At 56.6% G+C, this 18,243-nt stretch carries 12 protein-coding genes; 7 read left to right on the forward strand and 5 right to left on the reverse strand.

What is annotated here, in order from left to right; genetic code table 11:
* Positions 1-10 precede the first annotated feature (10 nt).
* The 7 genes from SCARR_RS11920 to SCARR_RS11950 all read left to right on the forward strand — a co-directional run bounded on the left by SCARR_RS11920 (position 11) and on the right by SCARR_RS11950 (position 9,423).
* On the forward strand, positions 11-1,261 hold the full coding sequence (locus SCARR_RS11920) for a valine--pyruvate transaminase (protein WP_136061797.1): 1,251 nt from the start codon (positions 11-13) through the stop codon (positions 1,259-1,261).
* 124 nt (positions 1,262-1,385) lie between these two features.
* Positions 1,386-2,333, forward strand: a complete 948-nt coding sequence (locus SCARR_RS11925) for a S1C family serine protease (protein WP_136061798.1) — start codon at positions 1,386-1,388, stop codon at positions 2,331-2,333.
* Positions 2,317-3,993 (forward strand): hypothetical protein, encoded by a 1,677-nt coding sequence (locus tag SCARR_RS11930; RefSeq protein ID WP_136061799.1) that lies wholly within the window; start codon positions 2,317-2,319, stop codon positions 3,991-3,993. Before SCARR_RS11925 ends, SCARR_RS11930 begins: the two co-directional genes overlap by 17 nt.
* A 46-nt stretch (positions 3,994-4,039) precedes the next feature.
* Complete coding sequence (locus SCARR_RS11935; RefSeq protein WP_168433259.1) at positions 4,040-6,229, forward strand: FG-GAP-like repeat-containing protein; 2,190 nt, start codon at positions 4,040-4,042, stop codon at positions 6,227-6,229.
* Between the two features lie 16 nt (positions 6,230-6,245).
* Positions 6,246-6,932: a thioredoxin family protein gene (locus SCARR_RS11940; protein WP_136061801.1), complete on the forward strand. Its 687-nt coding sequence runs from the start codon at positions 6,246-6,248 to the stop codon at positions 6,930-6,932.
* 116 nt (positions 6,933-7,048) lie between these two features.
* Positions 7,049-7,948, forward strand: coding sequence for a nucleotidyltransferase family protein (locus SCARR_RS11945; RefSeq protein WP_136061802.1), 900 nt, complete (start codon positions 7,049-7,051; stop codon positions 7,946-7,948).
* Between the two features lie 329 nt (positions 7,949-8,277).
* Positions 8,278-9,423, forward strand: a complete 1,146-nt coding sequence (locus tag SCARR_RS11950; protein WP_168433260.1) for an AraC family transcriptional regulator — start codon at positions 8,278-8,280, stop codon at positions 9,421-9,423.
* Between the two features lie 30 nt (positions 9,424-9,453).
* Here the strand turns inward: SCARR_RS11950 and SCARR_RS11955 are convergent, their stop codons facing one another.
* The 5 genes from SCARR_RS11955 to SCARR_RS11975 form a co-directional block, all read right to left on the reverse strand.
* On the reverse strand, positions 9,454-10,878 hold the full coding sequence (locus SCARR_RS11955; protein ID WP_136061804.1) for a sulfatase: 1,425 nt from the start codon (positions 10,876-10,878) through the stop codon (positions 9,454-9,456).
* 203 nt (positions 10,879-11,081) lie between these two features.
* Entirely contained in the window at positions 11,082-13,733 is a 2,652-nt protein-coding gene (locus SCARR_RS11960; RefSeq protein WP_136061805.1) for a PQQ-binding-like beta-propeller repeat protein, read from the reverse strand.
* 135 nt (positions 13,734-13,868) lie between these two features.
* The gene (locus SCARR_RS11965; RefSeq protein WP_136061806.1) at positions 13,869-15,269 is read right to left on the reverse strand and encodes an arylsulfatase; all 1,401 of its coding nucleotides are present in this window, start codon (positions 15,267-15,269) and stop codon (positions 13,869-13,871) included.
* Complete coding sequence (locus SCARR_RS11970; protein WP_136061807.1) at positions 15,266-16,693, reverse strand: sulfatase; 1,428 nt, start codon at positions 16,691-16,693, stop codon at positions 15,266-15,268. The genes SCARR_RS11965 and SCARR_RS11970 overlap by 4 nt, the downstream gene beginning before the upstream one ends.
* 82 nt (positions 16,694-16,775) lie before the next feature.
* Positions 16,776-18,230 carry an alpha-amylase family protein gene (locus tag SCARR_RS11975; protein ID WP_136061808.1) on the reverse strand — a complete coding sequence of 485 codons (1,455 nt, stop codon included), beginning with the start codon at positions 18,228-18,230 and terminating at the stop codon, positions 16,776-16,778.
* Positions 18,231-18,243: the final 13 nt, after the last annotated feature.

Raw genomic sequence — 18,243 nt, forward strand, 5'->3', positions numbered from 1 at the left:
CCTTCCTCCTATGAACCTCTCAAAATTTGGTGAAAAGTTTACGCGCAAGGCCGGGATCACCCAACTGATGGATGATTTGGGCTCGGCGATGGCGAAGGGCGACATGCTGATGCTCGGCGGAGGCAATCCGGCGCACATTCCGGAAGTGCAGGACCGCTTTCGTAAACAGATGGAGACCATCCTCGCAGAACCGAAAGGTTTTGAAACGATGATCGGCAACTATGACGGCTCGCGGGGCAACGCCGCCTTCATCGAAGCGCTGGCGGCAATGATGCGCGAAACCTTCGGATGGGACATCGGCCCGAAAAACATTGCCCTAACCAACGGAAGCCAAAATGCTTTCTTCTGCCTCTTCAATCTCTTTGCCGGGGAGATGCCGGACGGCTCGAAAAAGAAAATCCTTTTCCCGCTGACGCCCGAATACATCGGCTATGCCGACGCGGGGCTCAGTGATGATTTCTTTACGGCGCGGCGTCCGAGCATCGAGTTGCTCGACGACGGCTTGTTTAAATACCACGTGGATTTTGATGCGCTGGAAATCGGCGACGACATTGGCGCCCTCTGCGTTTCGCGCCCCACCAACCCCACCGGCAACGTGCTGACCGATGCGGAGATGCTTCATCTCGACTCCATCGCACGAGAAAAGGGCATTCCGTTCATCATCGACAACGCCTACGGCACGCCCTTCCCCGACATTATCTACACCGATGCAAAGCCCATCTGGAATTCCAACACGGTCGTCTGCATGAGCCTGTCGAAGTTCGGCCTGCCCAACCTGCGCACCGGTATCGTGATTGCCCGCGAAGAAATCGCCTCGGCCATCGGCGACATCAACGGCGTGATGCACCTTGCCCCCGGCGGCCTCGGCGCGCGCCTGGCGATCGATCTGGTGCGCACCGGCGAAATCATGAAAATCAGCCAGCAGCTCATTCAACCGTTCTACCAGCGCAAGGCCCTCCAAACCCTGGCATGGTTCCGCGAGGAATTGGGCGATCTTCCATGCCGCATCCACAAGCCCGAGGGCGCGCTGTTCCTGTGGCTCTGGTTCCAGGAGCTGCCGTGCACCGCAGCGCAGCTCTACGAACGGCTCAAGGCGCGCAGCACGCTCATCGTTCCGGGCAGTTATTTTTTCCCGGGTCTGGAAAAAGACGACTGGAGGCACAAGCACGAATGCATCCGCGTCACCTATGCCCAAGACGACGCTGTCGTGCACAAAGGCGTCAAAGTGATTGCCGACGAAGTACGTAAGCTTTATGCGTAACGCGCAATCCGTAACACGCCTCCAAAAAATGGGCTGTCATTTTGACACCTTCAACGGCTTAGGCTAAGCTTTGTTTGTTTTCTTGCGAATTACGCATTACCCGTTACGCATTAAAGGATCATCGATGAGAGTTTACCTTTGTTTTATTCTAGCAGGGCTGGCAGCAGCCGGCTTCGCCGAGGACGTCGTCCTGAAAGGCGGCGCAAAAATACAGGCCCCCATCCTCAAACAGGCGGACGATGCCACCGTGCTGGATCTCGGCTTCGATGTGATCCGCATCCCGAAGAACGAAATCCTCGCCACCTACAAAGACCAGTCCCTGGCAGCGCCAACCCCAACCGACACGAACGGGCTCTATTCCGTACTGGTTCCGGAGCGCATCACCACCGCCGAAGCCGCCAAGCTCTACGCTCCCTCCGTCGTCCTCGTCAAGACCGCCTCCGGCCTCGGTTCCGGTTTCTTCATCAACAAAAACGGCTACCTCATCACCAACTTCCACGTCATTGCCGGCGAAAAGAAAATTTCCGTCACCCAGTTCCTGCAGGAAAACCAGATTCTGCGGCGCGTGGTGCATAAAGACGTCGAGATCGTGGCGACGGCGCCCTTTCACGACCTCGTTGTGCTCAAGCTCAACGATTTCGACACGGAAATCACGCCGGTGATCTTTGCGCCGGAGGAAAAGCTGAGCATCGGGGAAACCATTTTCGCCATCGGCAACCCGCTCGGCCTCGAGCGCACCGTAACCGAAGGCGTCATCAGCCAGACGCACCGCAACTTTGGCGGCATCCTCTATCTTCAGGTCGACGCCCCCGTCAACCCCGGCAACTCGGGCGGTCCGCTGTTCAATGCGCGGGGCCAAGTGATCGGCATCATCAACATGGGCGTGCCCAGCATGGAAGGTCTGAACTTTGCCATTCCCGCGCGCCACGCAAAATACATCCTCGACCACATTGATGCATTCGCCTACAACGCCGCCAATCCCGAATCTGGATTTGTCTACCCCGACCCGCCCCGCCGGCCCGGAAAATTTTCAACCGAACAGAAGGAGTCCCCCCATGCCGAATTGCCTTAAGCCCGTCACCCTTTCCCTGCTAATCGCCCTCCCGCTGGCCTCGTTCGGCCTCGGGCGCATCGAGCTCCCGCCACCGGAAGCACCGACCTCTATCCGAATTTCCAACACCGCCGATTTCTGGGCCAAACTGAAGAAATCGTCTATCGGACAGGTATGGGCCGATCCGCTGTTTCAGGACTTTATCGGAAACCCCGACGAAGATATCTGGAAAGAGCTTTTGTTCGACGGCGAAACCGATGCCGAAGACGAAGTTTTGCTCGAACAGCTGAAAATGCTCAACGGCGAAGTGGTTATGGCGTTCGACCTCGACAACGACAACCCCTACATTGTCGCCGCCATGAGCGCGGCCGACTTCCATCGCAGCCTTGACCTCGACGAGAAACTCAGCGGCGTGCTGGAAGATCCGTTCGAAACCATCAAAAGCACCTTCCAGGATGTGGAGATCATCCAGCACATCGACAGCCCCGGAACGCCGGATGAAGAATCGTCATGGCAGGCGCACGTCGGCACTACGTTCGTGCTGGGCTACACCAAGGAATGGGTCGAGCAATGCATCGTCCGGCTCAAGAAAGAGTCCATCAAAGAGCCCCAGGGAAACCCCGTGCTCAACCTGAATCTTCCCCTCGCGCAGTTTATCCGGACCAACCTTCTTGAAGACATGAAGCAAGGCGCCGCAGGACAGCCCGCAATGTACGACCCCGAAGTCCTGTTCGAGGCGCTCGGCCTTCTGGGCATCGACAAATTCTCGACCCGCATCGAACTGAAAGACAACGAAATGGTGGCCGACAACAACCTGCAGGTCTCCGATCTGTCGAAGGGCATTTTCACCATACTCGATTTCGAGCCGGCGGAACTCCCGACCGTATCCTTCATCCCCGAAAACATTTCCTCCCTCGAAGTCGGCCGATTCAACCTGCTCCGCTTCTGGCAGGAAATCCCCAACGTGCTGGCCACCGCCATGCCGGCCGTCAAACCGCAGTTCGACATGATCATGGCCATGGTGCAGCAGCAGGCAGGAATTGATCTCGAACAGGATCTGCTGGCCAATCTTGGAACCAAGTACCTCTCCTTTTCCGTGGCCGAAGCGGCCCGGCAGATTTCGGTGATCGCCGTCGACCTCAAGGACAGCATGGCATTTAAAGCCGGACTCGAGACTGCTCTGGCCGCTCCGGCGCTGCAGCCGCAGGTGGCCCAGAGCCTTGAAATCGAACCCTTCCTCGACCACACCCTCTACACGGTCAACAATAACGATCCGGAAAACCCAATCGCCTTCGCGGTCTACGCCGACTATTTGCTCTACGGCCACCCGGAAGGCCTGCGCCAAGTGATCCGCAGCGAAGACAGCCCCGCTTCCGGCGGGAAATCCTTCGAACAGACCGAACTGGTGAAGGGCCTGCGGAAGGAAGTGCCGCCGCGCGCCTTTGGCTACAGCGCCATCGACTGGAAAAAGAACCTGGACGTCATCATCCGGGAGCTGAACAAGCCGGAATACACCGGACTCATTATGCAAAACTGGGCCAAAAGCGGCTCTGCCCTGCCCCCGCCCGACCTCAACAAGCTGCCGGACACCGACCACATCGCCTCGTTCTTCAACGTCTCGTATCAATATGCCGAAGCCGACGCCCGCGGACTCCACCAGCGAATCATCCTTAAATACTAGCGCGGCACAGCCGCTTGAACCACGAATACTGAACAAGGAATATCGAATGCCGAAGCTCACCGCTCTTCTTGCTGCAAGCCTGCTGACTGCCGGCGCCCTAGCCGGCGAAACAAAACCGCCACGCGACTTCGGGTTCCAGCCGCTGGAAATCTTCACGTTCAAAAACGGCTCCACCCGCCTGATCGTGACCGACATCAACAGCGACGGCTTCGACGATATCCTCTTTGCGAACAACCATGTCTCGCGGCTCGAAATCCTGGTGCGCAAGCCGGAGGCCCAGGCCACCGAAGAACTGCCCGAACTGGACGAACGCTTCGAAAACCAGGGCATGATCGTCGATCAGGCGCTCAAGGCCATCCGCGTTGACGACCTCAACAACGATGGACGCCCGGACATCGCCACCTTTGGAACCGCCATCGGCCTGCAGGTGCGCTACCAGCAGGAGGACGGCTCCTTCGGCGAGCCGGAGCGCGTCTTCATCAAAAACGCCTCGGCCGTGGTCACCATCCAGACCGGCGACCTCAACGGCGACGGCCTCAAGGACATCCTCGTCTGCCGCCGCGACGACGCCGACCTGCACTGGAACGCGGCCGACCGGCCGTTTCTGAAAAAGAAGACCCTCACCTTCTCCGCCGACAAAAGCTTCTACGGCGACATTGCCGACATCAACAACGACGGCATCCCCGACCTGGCATTCCACTTCAACACCACGCGCAACCCGTTGCGGGTGCGCTACGGAAAAGGAGACGGCCTTTACGGCATCGAACAGCCGATCGACCTGCCGCTCCGCCAATACATGGACATTCTGCAAACCGAAAACGCGCCGCCGCAGATCGGCATGGTGCTGCGCAACCGCCTCGCTTTCCGCATCTACGGATTCGAAGGCAAGGAACAGCCCCCGCTCATGGAAGCGCAGGAGGTATCGCCCGGACGCATCGGCCTCGAAGGTACGAACAAAAAGGCCTCCCCCGCCTGGCTGGCCGGCGACTTCAACCACGATGGCTACGGCGACCTGCTTGTGGCCGCGCCCGAGCTGAGCCGGCTGCACCTCTATTCCGGTGGAGCAGCCGGCCTCGATCCGGAGCCGGCGCACATCGACACCCTCTCCGAAGCGGTCCGCCTCTCCCGCATGGCCAATGGCGACATCCTCGTGGTCAGCAAAAAAGAAAAGATTGCCGCCCTGCATGCAGGCGACGACATCGAACGCTTTCCAACGATCCTGAAAACACCAGGCAACGTCCTGGCAGGTTGCGCTGTCGAAACCGCCAATGAATGCTGGTTTGTCTGCAAGAACGACGATAAAGAGCTCCAACTCGTACGCATGGAAAACAAGGGTGAAGCCGTTTCCATCTATCCCCTCGACATGCAGAACGACCCCGCCGAACTGCTCGCCTTCCAGCTCCCGGAAAACAAGGTCGGCCTGATCCTATTCATGGCCTACGACACGCCCAAGATGCAGCTCTTCAGCAACGGCCGGCTGGAAGAACTCACGAGCGAATCGTTCCGTGCGCTCACCCAGGCGCTCGCGCTTTCGAACATCCGCCTCGGCGCCCCCGGCGACGGCTCCACACTCACCGTCGCCCAAGGGCCGATTGCCCGCCGGTTCGAGTGGATGGGCGACCGCTATGAAGTTACGCGCCAGTTCAACCCCGAAAACCCGCGTGGCGAACTGATTGCCTCCTGCGGCTATAGCCTGCTCGACGGCTCAACCGGCTCGTTGCTCTACGACCGCAATGCCGGCGAGCTCGTGCGCTTCGCCGAGGAAGGCGACGAGTGGGGCAAGATCCATATCCCGGACGCCGATCAGACCATCTTCGGTCTGGTGCAGCTGCGCAACCCGGACCGCGACAGCATCGTTTTGCTCGATCGCACCGGCCTCAACGAAATCATGGGCAACGGCAAGCGGCTCGATGCGGTTTCCGTCGCCGAATATGTCTCCGCCTCGGAAAACCCAATGCTCGCCTATGCCAAGTCTGTCCGGCTCGGGTCCCCCCCTCGCCCGATGACCGCCCTCATCGACGCCGCCAACCGCACCATCGAACTCATCAGCCAACAGGACGGCGAACTGAAGAAGGAACTGCTGTTCGAAGTTTACCTGACCTCCGACTTTGCCAACATGGGCAAAACGCGCGGCACCGAGCCCCACGATGTTGAATCCGGCGACCTAAACGGCGACGGCATTGGCGACCTCGTTGTTTTAAGCCAGGACAAGCTGCTGATTTACTTGGGGGAATAAACTCAGGAGAACCACCATGAGAAACATCTGCATTGCCATCGCGCTTATGATTACCGCCACCGCCTCGGCAGAACTCCGCAAATGGACCACCACGGCAGGCCCCACCCTCGAAGCCGAATTCGTGGAACTGCAGCTGGGCACCGTTTATCTAAAGACCGCCGACGGATCTGTTAAAAAAATCAACAAATCCAAGCTCATCCAAGAGGACCAAGAACTGGCGACGAAAATGGCCAGCCCCTTTTACGGAAAGAAGAAAGCTGCTCCCAAAACCACGGATGCGATTTATGACCTGTTCGGGAAGAACCTCACCAATGCTCAAAAGAAAAGAGTGCCGGTCGATGCGTTGTCAGGCAAAACCATCGGCATCTACTTTTCCGCCCACTGGTGCCCGCCCTGTCGCGCCTTCACACCGGAACTGGTGAAGTTCCATAAACGGCTGGCCAAAGAGGGCAAGTCGTTCGAAATCGTGTTTGTCAGCTCCGACCGCGACAAGGACTCGATGTTCAACTATATGAAGGAAATGGATATGCCGTGGCTGGCGCTCCCCTTCGGCGACAGCCACAAAAAGGAGCTCGCTGAAAAATTCCACGTGAGCGGCATCCCCAAGCTCGTCATCATCGACCCGCAAGGAAATCTCATCACCGAAGATGGCCGACGGGATGTTTCCGGTCACGGCGACGACGCTTATGCCCAATGGAAATAGGCGCCTCAGAATAAAATGTTTTAACAAGTGATTGCAAAACAAGGTCGCCTCCGGCTATAAGGTGATAACTTCATACGTATTATGCAGCTGAGCAACAATAAAACGGAGTCGCAACAATGCCCGCCCTTGTAATCATGGCCGCCGGAATGGGAAGCCGCTACGGAGGTCTTAAGCAAATGGATCCCGTTGGCCCCAACGGAGAGACGCTTCTTGAATATTCCATCTACGATGCCATCAAAGCCGGCTTCCGGAAGGTATTGTTCATCATCCGCGAAGACTTTGCCGATGAATTCATGGAACAGGTTAGCCAATTCTTTGAAGGCATCATCGAAGTGCACTATGTATTCCAGGAACTAGGCGACCTGCCCCGGGGATTCAGCGTCCCCGAAGGCCGCACCAAGCCCTGGGGAACCGGCCAGGCCGTACTCGCCTGCCGGGGGCTGGTCAAAGAACCCTTTGCCGTGCAAAACGCCGACGACTTCTACGGAGCCGATGCCTACCGCGTGATGGTGGATGCACTTGCCCGGATGTCCCCCGCCTCCTCCGACAGCTACATGGTCGGCTACCGCCTCCGCAACACCCTGTCACCGCACGGTTCCGTTTCACGAGGCGTCTGCACGACCACCGACGGCTTTCTTTCCAGCATCGTCGAGCGCACGCGCATTGGAGCCAATGCAGAAGGCACCATTGAATACTTCGAGAGCGACATCCCCACCGCCATGACCGGAGACGAAATCTGCTCGATGAATTTCTGGGGCTTCATGCCCACGCTCCTCCAAACGCTGGAGGAAAAATTCATCGCCTTCCTGAACGCACAGGGGCAGGAAATGAAATCGGAATGGTATATTCCCGATATTGTTGACGAAATGATCCGCACCGGACAAACGCATGTAAAAATGCTCAGCACAAACGCCCAATGGTTCGGCGTCACCTATCCTGAAGACCGCCCTGTTGTGGTCGCTGCGCTTCAGGCCATGCACGATGCAAAGCGGTATCCGCCCAGCCTTCGAGGATGAGAGGCATGCAGTGTCGCCTTTAGGCGGAATCCCCGTTACCAAAAGAGTCCTGCCGGCTAACCAAAGGTTCTTAAATGGTCGTTTGAAAACGGCTAAATCGCACTTTTCTCGACGGTGTTCAGGGTATCGGGTTCTGTAAGTCTCGTATTTCCATCCCCCGCGCATAACGGAACTGAAACGATAACGACTCTGTAGTGCCACAAAAAGCCCGAGCGTTGATTCGCGACGACTTACGCTTTTGGATAAGAAACTTGGGCTAAGACCGTTCGCTTCTGCGCGTTTCGAATTTGCGCTTCATTTAGCGCATGCATTATGCGATATTTGGCCACATGAAAGATGCATCTATTCCGCAGGTCGCCATCCTCATCAGCACGACGCGCAACTGGGGGCGGCTGATCGTAAAAGGAATCCTCGCCTACGCCCATGAAGTCGGCCCTTGGCATCTCTGGATCAAACCGAGTTCACCCGACATCTTCGACGCTATGCCCAAAGGGTGGAAAGGCGACGGCGTAATTGCACGGGTTTCATCCACCAGCCTGGCCGGCGAGCTAACGGCCTCGGGCCTGCCGGTGGTGAATGTGGCCGACACCCCGACCGAAGGCTTTTCGGCTCCGTGTGTCCGGACCGACGACCGCATTGGAACCAAAATGGCGGCCGAACACTTCATTGAGCGGGGCTTCCGCACCGTGGCCTATGTCGGCTCGCAGCACACCCCCAATCCGATCTGGTATGGACAAGCCTTCAAAGAAGCGCTCGCCGAGCACGACATTCCTTGCTCCGAATATTATTTTTCCCAAAACGATCCTTCCCCAATGCCCCGGCTCACCGAATGGCTCCTCGCTTTGCCCAAGCCCGTCGGCATACTCGTCTGGGGGCACGGCAACGGCCGCACCGTCGTGGACTGCTGCATGGAGGCCGGCATTTCGGTGCCCCACGATGTTGCGGTTCTTGGAGGGAGCTATGACGAGTTGATGTCGCACGCATGCTTCCCAACGCTGTCCGGCCTGCACGCTCCGACCGAGCAGATCGGTTATGAAGCCGCCAAGCTGCTGCACCGAATGATGCAGGGGGGAAAAGTGCCGCGCGATACAATCTACATACCGCCGCTCGGCATCGTAGAACGGCTATCCACCGACACGCTCGCTGTGAAGGACCCCAAGCTGGTCCAGGTGGTTCAATTCATTCGGGACCATGCCTTCGAATCCATTACCATGACCGATATCCTTCGCGCGGTACCCATGGCCCGGCGTTCACTTGACCGGCAGTTCTTTCAGACGTTCGGGCGTTCCCCGCGGGATGAGATACGGCGCTTGCGCATCAACAAGGCCCGGCAGCTGCTGGCCGAAACCGACCTCTCCATGCAGCTCATTGCCGAAGCCTGCGGCTATGCCACCTATAACTATCTCACACACGCCTTCAAGCAGGCCACACACATGACCCCGCGGGACTACCGCCGAAAAATGAGAACCGGCTAGCGGTCTGCGTCCGCATCGGTGTGAGTGTTATTACTTCAGCTTATTAAGATCGCGCGTCGGCTTGATGCTTGGGTCGGCGTCGGCATCGACATAGTTCGGCTGTTTGTCGAAATGAATCTTTTTGGCGGCTGTGCGTTCTTTGGGAACCCATTTTTTCATCTCTGCAATAAGCTCGGCATGTTCCGGATTGTTGGCGAGGTTGGTCCACTCCATCGGATCCTTGCTGAGGTCGTAGAGTTCTTCCGCGCCGGAGAGGTTGCTGATGTAGTGCCAGCGCTCGCCCATCACGGACGTGCCGCCCGTGGAGACGGTGACGCCGGGATAATCCCATTCGGCATTCGGGTTTGCCAGAAGCGCGGAGAAGTCGTGGCCGTCGAGTTCCTTTTCCGGCAGGCCGCACAACTTGACGAGCGTGGGATACATGTCGATCAAACTGACTGTGCGGTCGGAATAGACCGCGCTCTTCATGCCGGGCATCCGAACGAGAAACGGCGTTTTTGCGGTTTCAGACCACAGCGTGTTTTTCAGGTAGCGTTGCTTTTCACCGAGATGCCAGCCGTGGTCGCCCCAGATAAAGACAACGGTATCGTCGGCATGGCTGCTCTTTTCGAGTGCATCAAAAATGACGCCGAGGCAGGCGTCGGCAAAAGAGATATTGGCGAGATAGGCCCGCGTGGCCTCTTTTTCGAGACCGTGCTTTTTGATCCATTCGTATTCCTTGGAAGGCTGGTGCTCCCGCTTTCCGGCCGGGGTGAGAATGTCATCCAGATCATCGGCCTTCACTTCGGGAACCTGAATGGTTTCAAGATCGTACAGATCAAAAAATTCCTGCGGCACATTCCATGGCAGATGCGGTTTAATGATGCCCAGCGCCATGAAGAACGGCTGGTCATAGTCCCGGTTGAGCTGTTCACGGCCCCAGTCGGCGACCTTGTAGTCCACCATCTCTTCAAACCCGCATTTGGTCGGCCCCCAGCTGAGCTTGGCCTTCCCGTTATATTCGGGTTTCTTCACGCCGTTGATCGTTCCGTTGCCGCTGGTGACCTTGTTTTTATCAGGGGCGTTTTTCACATAACGGCGGGCGCGGGCGTGTTCATCGAATGCCCAATGGCCAAAGTCTGTCCCGAATTCTGCTCCGTGCTTATGGAAAATCTTGCCGTTCGAGAGCGTGTAATACCCATGCTTCGAAAAATATTCCGGCAGCGTGGCGTGGGTTTTCACAAGATCGGAATAGATCATGTTACTGCCATTGCCATACACGCCGGTGCGGTTCGGCATGAACCCCGAAAGAATCGCCGAACGCGACGGCCCGCAGATCGGCGCCGCGCAAACCGCATTCTTAAAGATCATCGCGCCGCCCTCGCAGAATTTATCCAAGTTCGGCGTCTTGGCCTGCGGATGCCCGCCCAGCGGACCGACCCAATCGTTAATGTCGTCGATCGCAACAAACAGCACGTTGGGCTGTTTGGATGCAGCAAACTACCCCAACAGCACAAACAGGGTTAGCCAATTCATCTTCTTATGTACCTTCATTTGAAACCCCATCCTTTATCTCTTCTCCACGAAAGGTTCGGCAGAATAATTTTCACTGCCCCATGTTTGAAATTATTCTGCCACCCAATCATTCTGCCTAATTCTCAGCGGCACAGTCGTCGTGATTAATAACTCAAGTCAATGAAGCGCATGGAACCGGCCGGAACCGTAAGCTCAACAGAGCTTCCAGAGATTGGAAGCTTTTCCCCGCTGAGGATGTCAACAACGCTCACCGGCGTCCTTCCTTGAAAGCGGATGGTCGCGGCGCGTTCCTGCGGGTCGATATAGCCGGGATCAATCAGAACCACGCGCGAGTGGTTGGCATCCAGGCGGATGGCGCTCCACGACGCGCCGGCAACCACCACCGGCATTTTCTTTGCACCGGTCTTGGCCGCGTTTCCAATGCTTGAACCAAACTCCGCAGCTGGAACCGGCTGGCCGTCCACATAACCCACCTTGCAGTCGCTGACGGTGAAGGGAACGCCTTTTTCAATCAGCTGGGGCGCATATTCAATCGGCGCCATCGGCACCATGCCGTTCGGCATTTCGGGGAGAAAGTTGAGCCACCGATACTGGACGCCCAAGGCCTGCTTTGAATAGTCGTAGTCCGGCAGGCTGGCGCCGCACCAAGCAACCTGCGCAACCGAAAGCACCGCATCTTCATTTTCCGGCGAGTAGGTGTTCATGTTGTGGCCGTCGTCAATGGTGTGAATCAGCTCCTCGTCAGCATCCTGAATCAAGTGCCAGGAACTGATGGATAGAATATCCTCCTTTTCAACCAGCGGCAGCGCACCGGACTTCATCAACGCAAACAAAATATTCATGCCCGGATCGTCGAGATAGCCGACATTGAACAGGATGCCATAACGCGCGCCGTAGGCGGCAAGCAATGCGCCGTTGCGAAGATAGGGAGAGACCGAGCGCTGACCCCCCGGGCTGAGCGGGCGCCAGCTGGTGGGGTTGTCGTCCACGAGGCGCGTGGCGAAATCATTGACATAGCCGCCGGCCAGCATGCCCACCCGGCCGGCAAAGTTAATGTCCTGCGTGCGGGAATTGGTATCCTCGGCCGACGGCACCAGCACGTCGCTGTATTTGCCGGAGAAAAACATATCCTTCCAGGGTTCCTGATGCGAACTCGCCGCCCAAAAGACATTCTTATAGCGGAAGTAAAGCTTGGCTCTGCCGTTCTTCCGGCAGGCCTTGGCCAGACGCGGCACATATTCATTGATGAAATGGTGGACGCGCGGATCGTGAATGTCGTGCATCTCGGCATAGATGAATCCGTAGCAGGTGTTCGGCGCCGCTTCGAGCACCTTCTCCATCGTGTCGATCTGTGTGATGAACGGATCGTTTCCATGCCCTGCCCACGCCACGAACGGTTCGCCATTCTTTTCCCGTTCGCGGGCCAGCGCAACAATCTCCTCCTGCGTTTTGTCATAGCGCATGCGCTTGTCCCGCTTCAGCGCTTCTTCGCCGACCGCTTTCACAAGCTCAGTGCGGTCGGTGTTTTCCTGCATGCTGATCTGCTGCACAAATTGAATGTCCGCGCCCTTGAGTTTTCCAACCGCGGGAAGCTCGTCGATGCCGGTAATCATGACCCACTCTTTCTTTGCGGGCTTTTGATAATCCGGCGGCGTGAATTTGAGCGCCTGCCGGTAGAGCATATCCAGATTCTGTTCCACCTCAACCATACGGCCCGTCAGAGCGTGCTCCTTTTTCCACCAGTCGGACTGGTTGAGCGCGTAGCGGTAAACGCCGTTGCCACCGCCGATCTGCCCGCCGCCAAAGAGCTGGCCTGATTCCGGATCGACAGTCAGGTCGTTGTAAATGATGGCTCCATATTTTTCGCCGCTGGTCTGCAGCAGCTTGCCCTTGAGGTCGCAGACATAAAGCATGCCGCCATACTGCATGACAACTTCTTTGCGGACAGGCAGCAGGCACGTGCCGATTCCGTGTGCGTACCGCTGCTTGTGCTTTGTGCTTCCAGCAAAATGGGCGATCTGCTCAAAATCGCCGTTCATCCCAACAAACACGGCCGGTTCGTTGTGCCCGAAAAACAGCAGGTCATCGCGTCCGTCCTCATCGATATCCGCAACCGAGAGATCATTGACCATGAATTTTCCCCAGATTTTCGACGACGCTTTTTTATAGTTAAACTCGCTCTGCACCTTTTTGCTCTTCGGATCGAGCAGCCCCATGAATTCCCAGCGGAACTTGTCGTGACTATAGGTCATCAGAAAAACGGAGGGGTCGTCTTTTTTCAAAAAGTCGCCCGCTTCGATTTTGCGGACGACGCCTTCAATCTTTGTTTCAGACACCAGCTTTCCATCGGCGTCCAGTTCGTAAAGTTTAAAGTCGTTCCCGCCCGCAAAAATCTGAACCTTATTTCCGGCTCTCAACGCCGCCACTTCCGAGAAACGCACCTTGTAGCCGGGGTTGAATTTCCATCGGAGCGAACCGTTGGCGTTCCAGCAATAAATGTGGCCGTCGCCACTCGCTGCCAAAAGGTCTTCGCGTCCGTCGCCGTCCACGTCGAACGCCAGGACTTCAAACATGACCGCCGGCGTCTGCGTTGGATTGCGCCAGAGCTTTTTACCGTCCACCGTGTAGCATGAAACCGCGCCGTCGATTTCGGAAATATAGAGGATGCTCGTTCCCTTAATGTCCGCAGCGACAACGTTGCGAATGCCGTTCCCCGCGGTTGAAAAATTTTGCGAGTGCACCATCGTTGCAACGCAAAGGCCAAGGGCGATCCAACCGGTTTTCAGTAATTTCATAGTCACTTCCTATTTGCTCTCGTTGAGGACAAGCTACATGAAGTGAATAAACTCAGACACACGCTGGCGCGCAAATTATATGCGTTATTTAGCCATAAAGTCCGGCGATGGACGCCGATCCACCTTGTCAGGTGTCTACTTTTTCTTTTTGTTCTTCTGCCTTGGCGGGAGCGGCTCAACGCCGTTCGCATCGCAGGCGGCCTTGGCATTGAACAGCGGCTTGTTGTCCTTGTCCCAATAGGGGCTTGGAACACGCGCGTCTTTCATCATTTGGCGGATTTTTTCAACCACTTCCGGATGTTCGGAGGCGACGTCGGCCTGTTCGCCTTCGTCGGAGGTCACATCATAGAGTTCAATCTTCATGCCTTTGCGCCGATCCGCAACCACCCCTTTCCATTTGCCAAAACGCACCGCCTGGTTCGGGGATCCTTCGTAGAGTTCCCAATAGAGATATTTGTGCTTCTGCTGCTTGTCATTCCGCCCCAGCAGCGCCGGCAGCATCGAGATCCCATCGGTTTTCCCCTGCACGGGTTCGCCGGTCAGCTCGGCCAATGTCGGCAGCATATCCCAGAAGGCGGAGATATGATCGTTGACGGTGCCCGCCGGAACCTTGCCGGGCCAGTAGGCAATCATTGGAGAGCGGACGCCGCCTTCGTACATCAGGCGCTTTTTGCCACGCAGCTTCCCTGAAGTTTTAAAAAACTCCAGCGAGCCAAACTGCCCGTGCGCGCCGTTGTCGCTATTGAACGTAATCAGCGTGTTCTCTGCAAGCCCCAGCTCTTCGAGGCGCCGCTTGATGGCGCCGATATCGCGGTCCATCCGCGAGGTCATGGCGGCGTGGATCTTCATGTTTTTCGGCCAATCCTTATCCTTGTACTGCGCGAGGTCCGGCACCTGATACGAAATGTGCGGAATGGTATAGGCGAGATAGAGGAAGAACGGCTTCTTTTGGTTTTCATCGATAAACTTTAGCGCTTCAACCGTCATGAGATCGTGGCTGTAGTCGTTCTTCTTGCCTTTGCCGTTGTCGAGCATGAGCTTATCGCTATTGCGCCAGAGATATTCCGGATAATAGTTATGCGCCTTGCGCTGGTCGGTGTAGCCGAAGAAATGGTCGAAGCCCTGCTGGTTGGGATGGCCCGAGTCCCAGGTTGACCCCAAGCCCCACTTGCCGATGATGGCCGTTTTGTAACCCGCCCGCTGCATCAGTTTCCCCATGGTTTCAGTGCCTTTCGGCAGCGGCGTCTGGCCGCCGGGATAGCCGGGGCTGTTCGCGCGAATGTAGGCGTGGCCGGGGTGCAGCCCCGTCATCAACGAGCAGCGCGACGGCGCACAGACCGAGTTGCCGCAATAGTGATCCGTAAAGCGCATGCCCTTTGCCGCCATCGCATCAAGCTCCGGCGTCTGGATCTTTTCCTGCCCGTTATACCCCACCTCGCCATAGCCGAGATCGTCCGCCAGAATATAAACTACATTCGGCTTCGCCAGCGCAATTCCCGCGCAACCCAACAACATCAAGAAAGCATATCGCATCATTTCGAGCCCTTCTTCTTTTTCTTTTTCGAGTTCGTTTTCTTTGGATTATAGTCCGGATTATCCGTCATCATCTGCGCATCAACGGATGAGCGCCACGCCTTGAGTTCCCTCAGCAGCTCCTGCGCCTTTTCTGGGTGCGCTGCCGCTAGGTCCGTTGCCTCGGCTGGGTCGTTCGCAAGATTGTAAAGTTCCAGCTTTCCGTCTTCGAAAAACTCGATCAGCTTCCAGTCGCCGTGGCGGGTTGCGCCATAGGGTTTGGTTCGGTGATAGTGCGGGTAGTGCCAAAAGAGCTGATCGCGTTCCAGGCGCGCCTCTTTTCCCGTCAGCAGCGGCACAATGCTGATGCCATCCTGGTGCTGGTCCGGGCGTTGCGGCAGTCCAGCCATTTCCAGGAGAGTCGGATAAAAATCGGTTCCAATCACAGGAACATCGCAGGTCGAACCCGCCTTGGTTTTTCCCGGCCACTTCACCACAAAAGGTTCGCGAACGCCGCCCTCGTGCGAAAATCCTTTGAAATCCCGAAAGCCCCCGGTGGTCTTGTCGTTGTCGCCGCCGTTGTCGCCCGTCAAAACAACCACCGTGTTGTCGGCAATCCCCAGCTCGTCGAGCTTGGCCATAATGCGGCCGACGCTGTCATCCAGCTTTTCAACCATGCCGGCGCGCGCCGGATTGAGGAATTCATCCTTTCGGTTATCAAACGTCTGCGCCTTGGCCTTGTATTTCTCGACCAGCTCGGCCGGCGCCATGATTGGCCCGTGCAACGTGTAGTACGCAAAGTACATGAGAAACGGCTGCTGCTGGTCCGTGGCATCCAAATAGTCGATCGCCGCATCGGTCAGCTTGTCGGTCAGAAAATCGCCCGGCTTTCCATCATCGAGATTCGGCATCCCAAACGGCGAAAAATATTTTCCCGGTCCTTTCGGCTGCCCCCATTCGCGGCCGCCAACGTTGATATCGAAACCGTGGCTCGTTGGATAATGCTGCTCCATATCCGGCTGCCCGTTCGGCATCAGGTGCCATTTGCCCAGAAACGCGGTGGCATAGCCCGCTTCCTTCAACGCTTCCGGCAGCAGCACGCGCCCGTGGTCGATCTTCATTGTCCAGTCGGGTACAGCGAGCTTTGCATAGGGCTTCTTGTGCCCGGCAATCCAGTCGGTCAGGTGCAGCCGCGCCGGATAGCAGCCGCTCAGGATAGCGGCGCGACTGGGCGAGCAGACCGTGCAGGCGGCATAGCCATTCCGAAACAACATGCCCTCGCTAGCCAGCTTGTCGATGTTCGGCGTTTCATAAAACTCTGCGCCGTAGCAGCCAAAGTCACCCCACCCTAGATCATCCACCAAAAGGAAAACAAAGTTGGGCTTTTCCGTTGCCGCCAACAACACGGCGGGCACGAACAATAGAGCGATCACCTTCAGCAATTTCATTTCTTATCCTTTGGTTTAGTATAAGAAACTGACGGAATGCTTCGTCCAGTATGGACAAAGGCATCCTCCATTTCCCGCCACATTATGTCGGAAGATAGAAATCGGAGATGATTTTCTTGCCTCCCTTTTCATAATCCCACAGGTATTCGCCCGTCGCGTCAACGCACTTGGAGCTGATGTGGTGCGGCAGCACGGACACCAACGGATAGCCGGTCTTGCCTTTGTACATCGCCAGATGCCGGAGATATTTCCCCTCGGTAAGCGCCGCTACGCTGGTGTCGTTCCCGCCGATATGGTCAAGGTTGATCGCGCGTCCGGGCGAAGATTTATAGGTGACTTCATAGTGCGTCTTCACACGGGCGGGCCAGTCGTATTTGTCGTTCAGCCAAACGTCGTTGGTGCGGGTCACGTCGGTGAATTTGGTGAAGAAAATATCCGGCACGTGGAATTCCATCTCGAGCTCAGGATCGATGGCCTTCGCCGCGCGGTACAATTCCTTGTGAATGTGCAGCATGTCGGACTTGGTATTGTACGACATGTCGATTTTGAACTTGCGCACACCCATCTTGTGGAAGCGGGCGATTACTTCAGAACCATATTCAAAAATGTCAGCCTTGGGATTCAACCAGCGCTCCGCGTTTGGTTTTCGTGCGCTGGTCACGCTCCAGTCGCCGAGCATGTCCGGATAACGTTTTGCGATGGTGCTGTTGTGGTGCACCTTCGGAAAACCGATCCAGAGGCCAGGCGTAAAACCCTTCTCCTGGATCATGCCCATCGTTTTTTCGAAGATGGGAAAGGTCTTCGGATCGGGGAGCCATGAGCCAAAGCCGGACTCGAGGCTGCCGTCGGGGAAAATGCCCCAGCCGTGGTCGAGCGTCATCTTTCCTTTGGGATAGCCAAATTCGATCACCTTGTCCAAGTAGTCGGAAACAAACTGGTGCGTAAGCAGCTTGAAATGATCCCGCCGCACCTTCGACTGACTCTTCTGCTCCACCCAGGTGCAGTATTCCACATCCGCCCAAAAATCCGGAGTTGTTGTATACGGCTTAAAGTTGAGCCGCTTCATCATGATGGAATTATAATTTTTCCAGGCCGCGTCGCCACCTTCCTCGATAAACAGTTCCTGCCCTTCCGGCACGGTCACGGTCAATGTTTCCTTCCCGTCGAAGCTGAAAGTAGAGTTCTCGAACCCAAAGGTGGTCATAAAGCCGACAAACTTTCCATTCGCATCCACAATGACCGGCGACCCCGACATGCCGGAGGCCGGAATCGTGAACGGGTTGTGCGTAAACGGCATGCTCTTGTAGTAGTGGGCTCCGCCTCCCTTTTCCGCTGGAGTGGAGATGCTGTGATAGGGGCAGAACAACGGAGCCGTCACTTTGAGTGAAACCTTTTCCACGCCCCGCTCCGCCGTCACGGCGTTCCCTGAACTATAGCCGTCCTCCGACTTCTCAACCTTTGCAATAGCGTTCGCGTTAGTTCCCGCCACGGCCAGTCCTACACTGGCTTTCCCAAAAAACGATCGTCTATCATTCATGTTAGCACCTCGG

Source organism: Pontiella sulfatireligans, assembly GCF_900890705.1.
In the GTDB taxonomy this organism is placed as follows: domain Bacteria; phylum Verrucomicrobiota; class Kiritimatiellia; order Kiritimatiellales; family Pontiellaceae; genus Pontiella; species Pontiella sulfatireligans.

Excerpts from the sequence above, each read along its gene's own strand:
- SCARR_RS11975 (WP_136061808.1), bottom strand. The coding sequence starts at position 18,230 with ATGAATGATAGACGATCGTTTTTTGGGAAAGCCAGTGTAGGACTGGCC.
- SCARR_RS11930 (WP_136061799.1), top strand. The coding sequence starts at position 2,317 with ATGCCGAATTGCCTTAAGCCCGTCACCCTTTCCCTGCTAATCGCCCTC.
- SCARR_RS11925 (WP_136061798.1), top strand. The coding sequence starts at position 1,386 with ATGAGAGTTTACCTTTGTTTTATTCTAGCAGGGCTGGCAGCAGCCGGC.
- SCARR_RS11940 (WP_136061801.1), top strand. The coding sequence starts at position 6,246 with ATGAGAAACATCTGCATTGCCATCGCGCTTATGATTACCGCCACCGCC.
- SCARR_RS11945 (WP_136061802.1), top strand. The coding sequence starts at position 7,049 with ATGCCCGCCCTTGTAATCATGGCCGCCGGAATGGGAAGCCGCTACGGA.
- SCARR_RS11960 (WP_136061805.1), bottom strand. The coding sequence starts at position 13,733 with ATGAAATTACTGAAAACCGGTTGGATCGCCCTTGGCCTTTGCGTTGCA.
- SCARR_RS11950 (WP_168433260.1), top strand. The coding sequence starts at position 8,278 with ATGAAAGATGCATCTATTCCGCAGGTCGCCATCCTCATCAGCACGACG.
- SCARR_RS11920 (WP_136061797.1), top strand. The coding sequence starts at position 11 with ATGAACCTCTCAAAATTTGGTGAAAAGTTTACGCGCAAGGCCGGGATC.
- SCARR_RS11965 (WP_136061806.1), bottom strand. The coding sequence starts at position 15,269 with ATGATGCGATATGCTTTCTTGATGTTGTTGGGTTGCGCGGGAATTGCG.
- SCARR_RS11970 (WP_136061807.1), bottom strand. The coding sequence starts at position 16,693 with ATGAAATTGCTGAAGGTGATCGCTCTATTGTTCGTGCCCGCCGTGTTG.
- SCARR_RS11935 (WP_168433259.1), top strand. The coding sequence starts at position 4,040 with ATGCCGAAGCTCACCGCTCTTCTTGCTGCAAGCCTGCTGACTGCCGGC.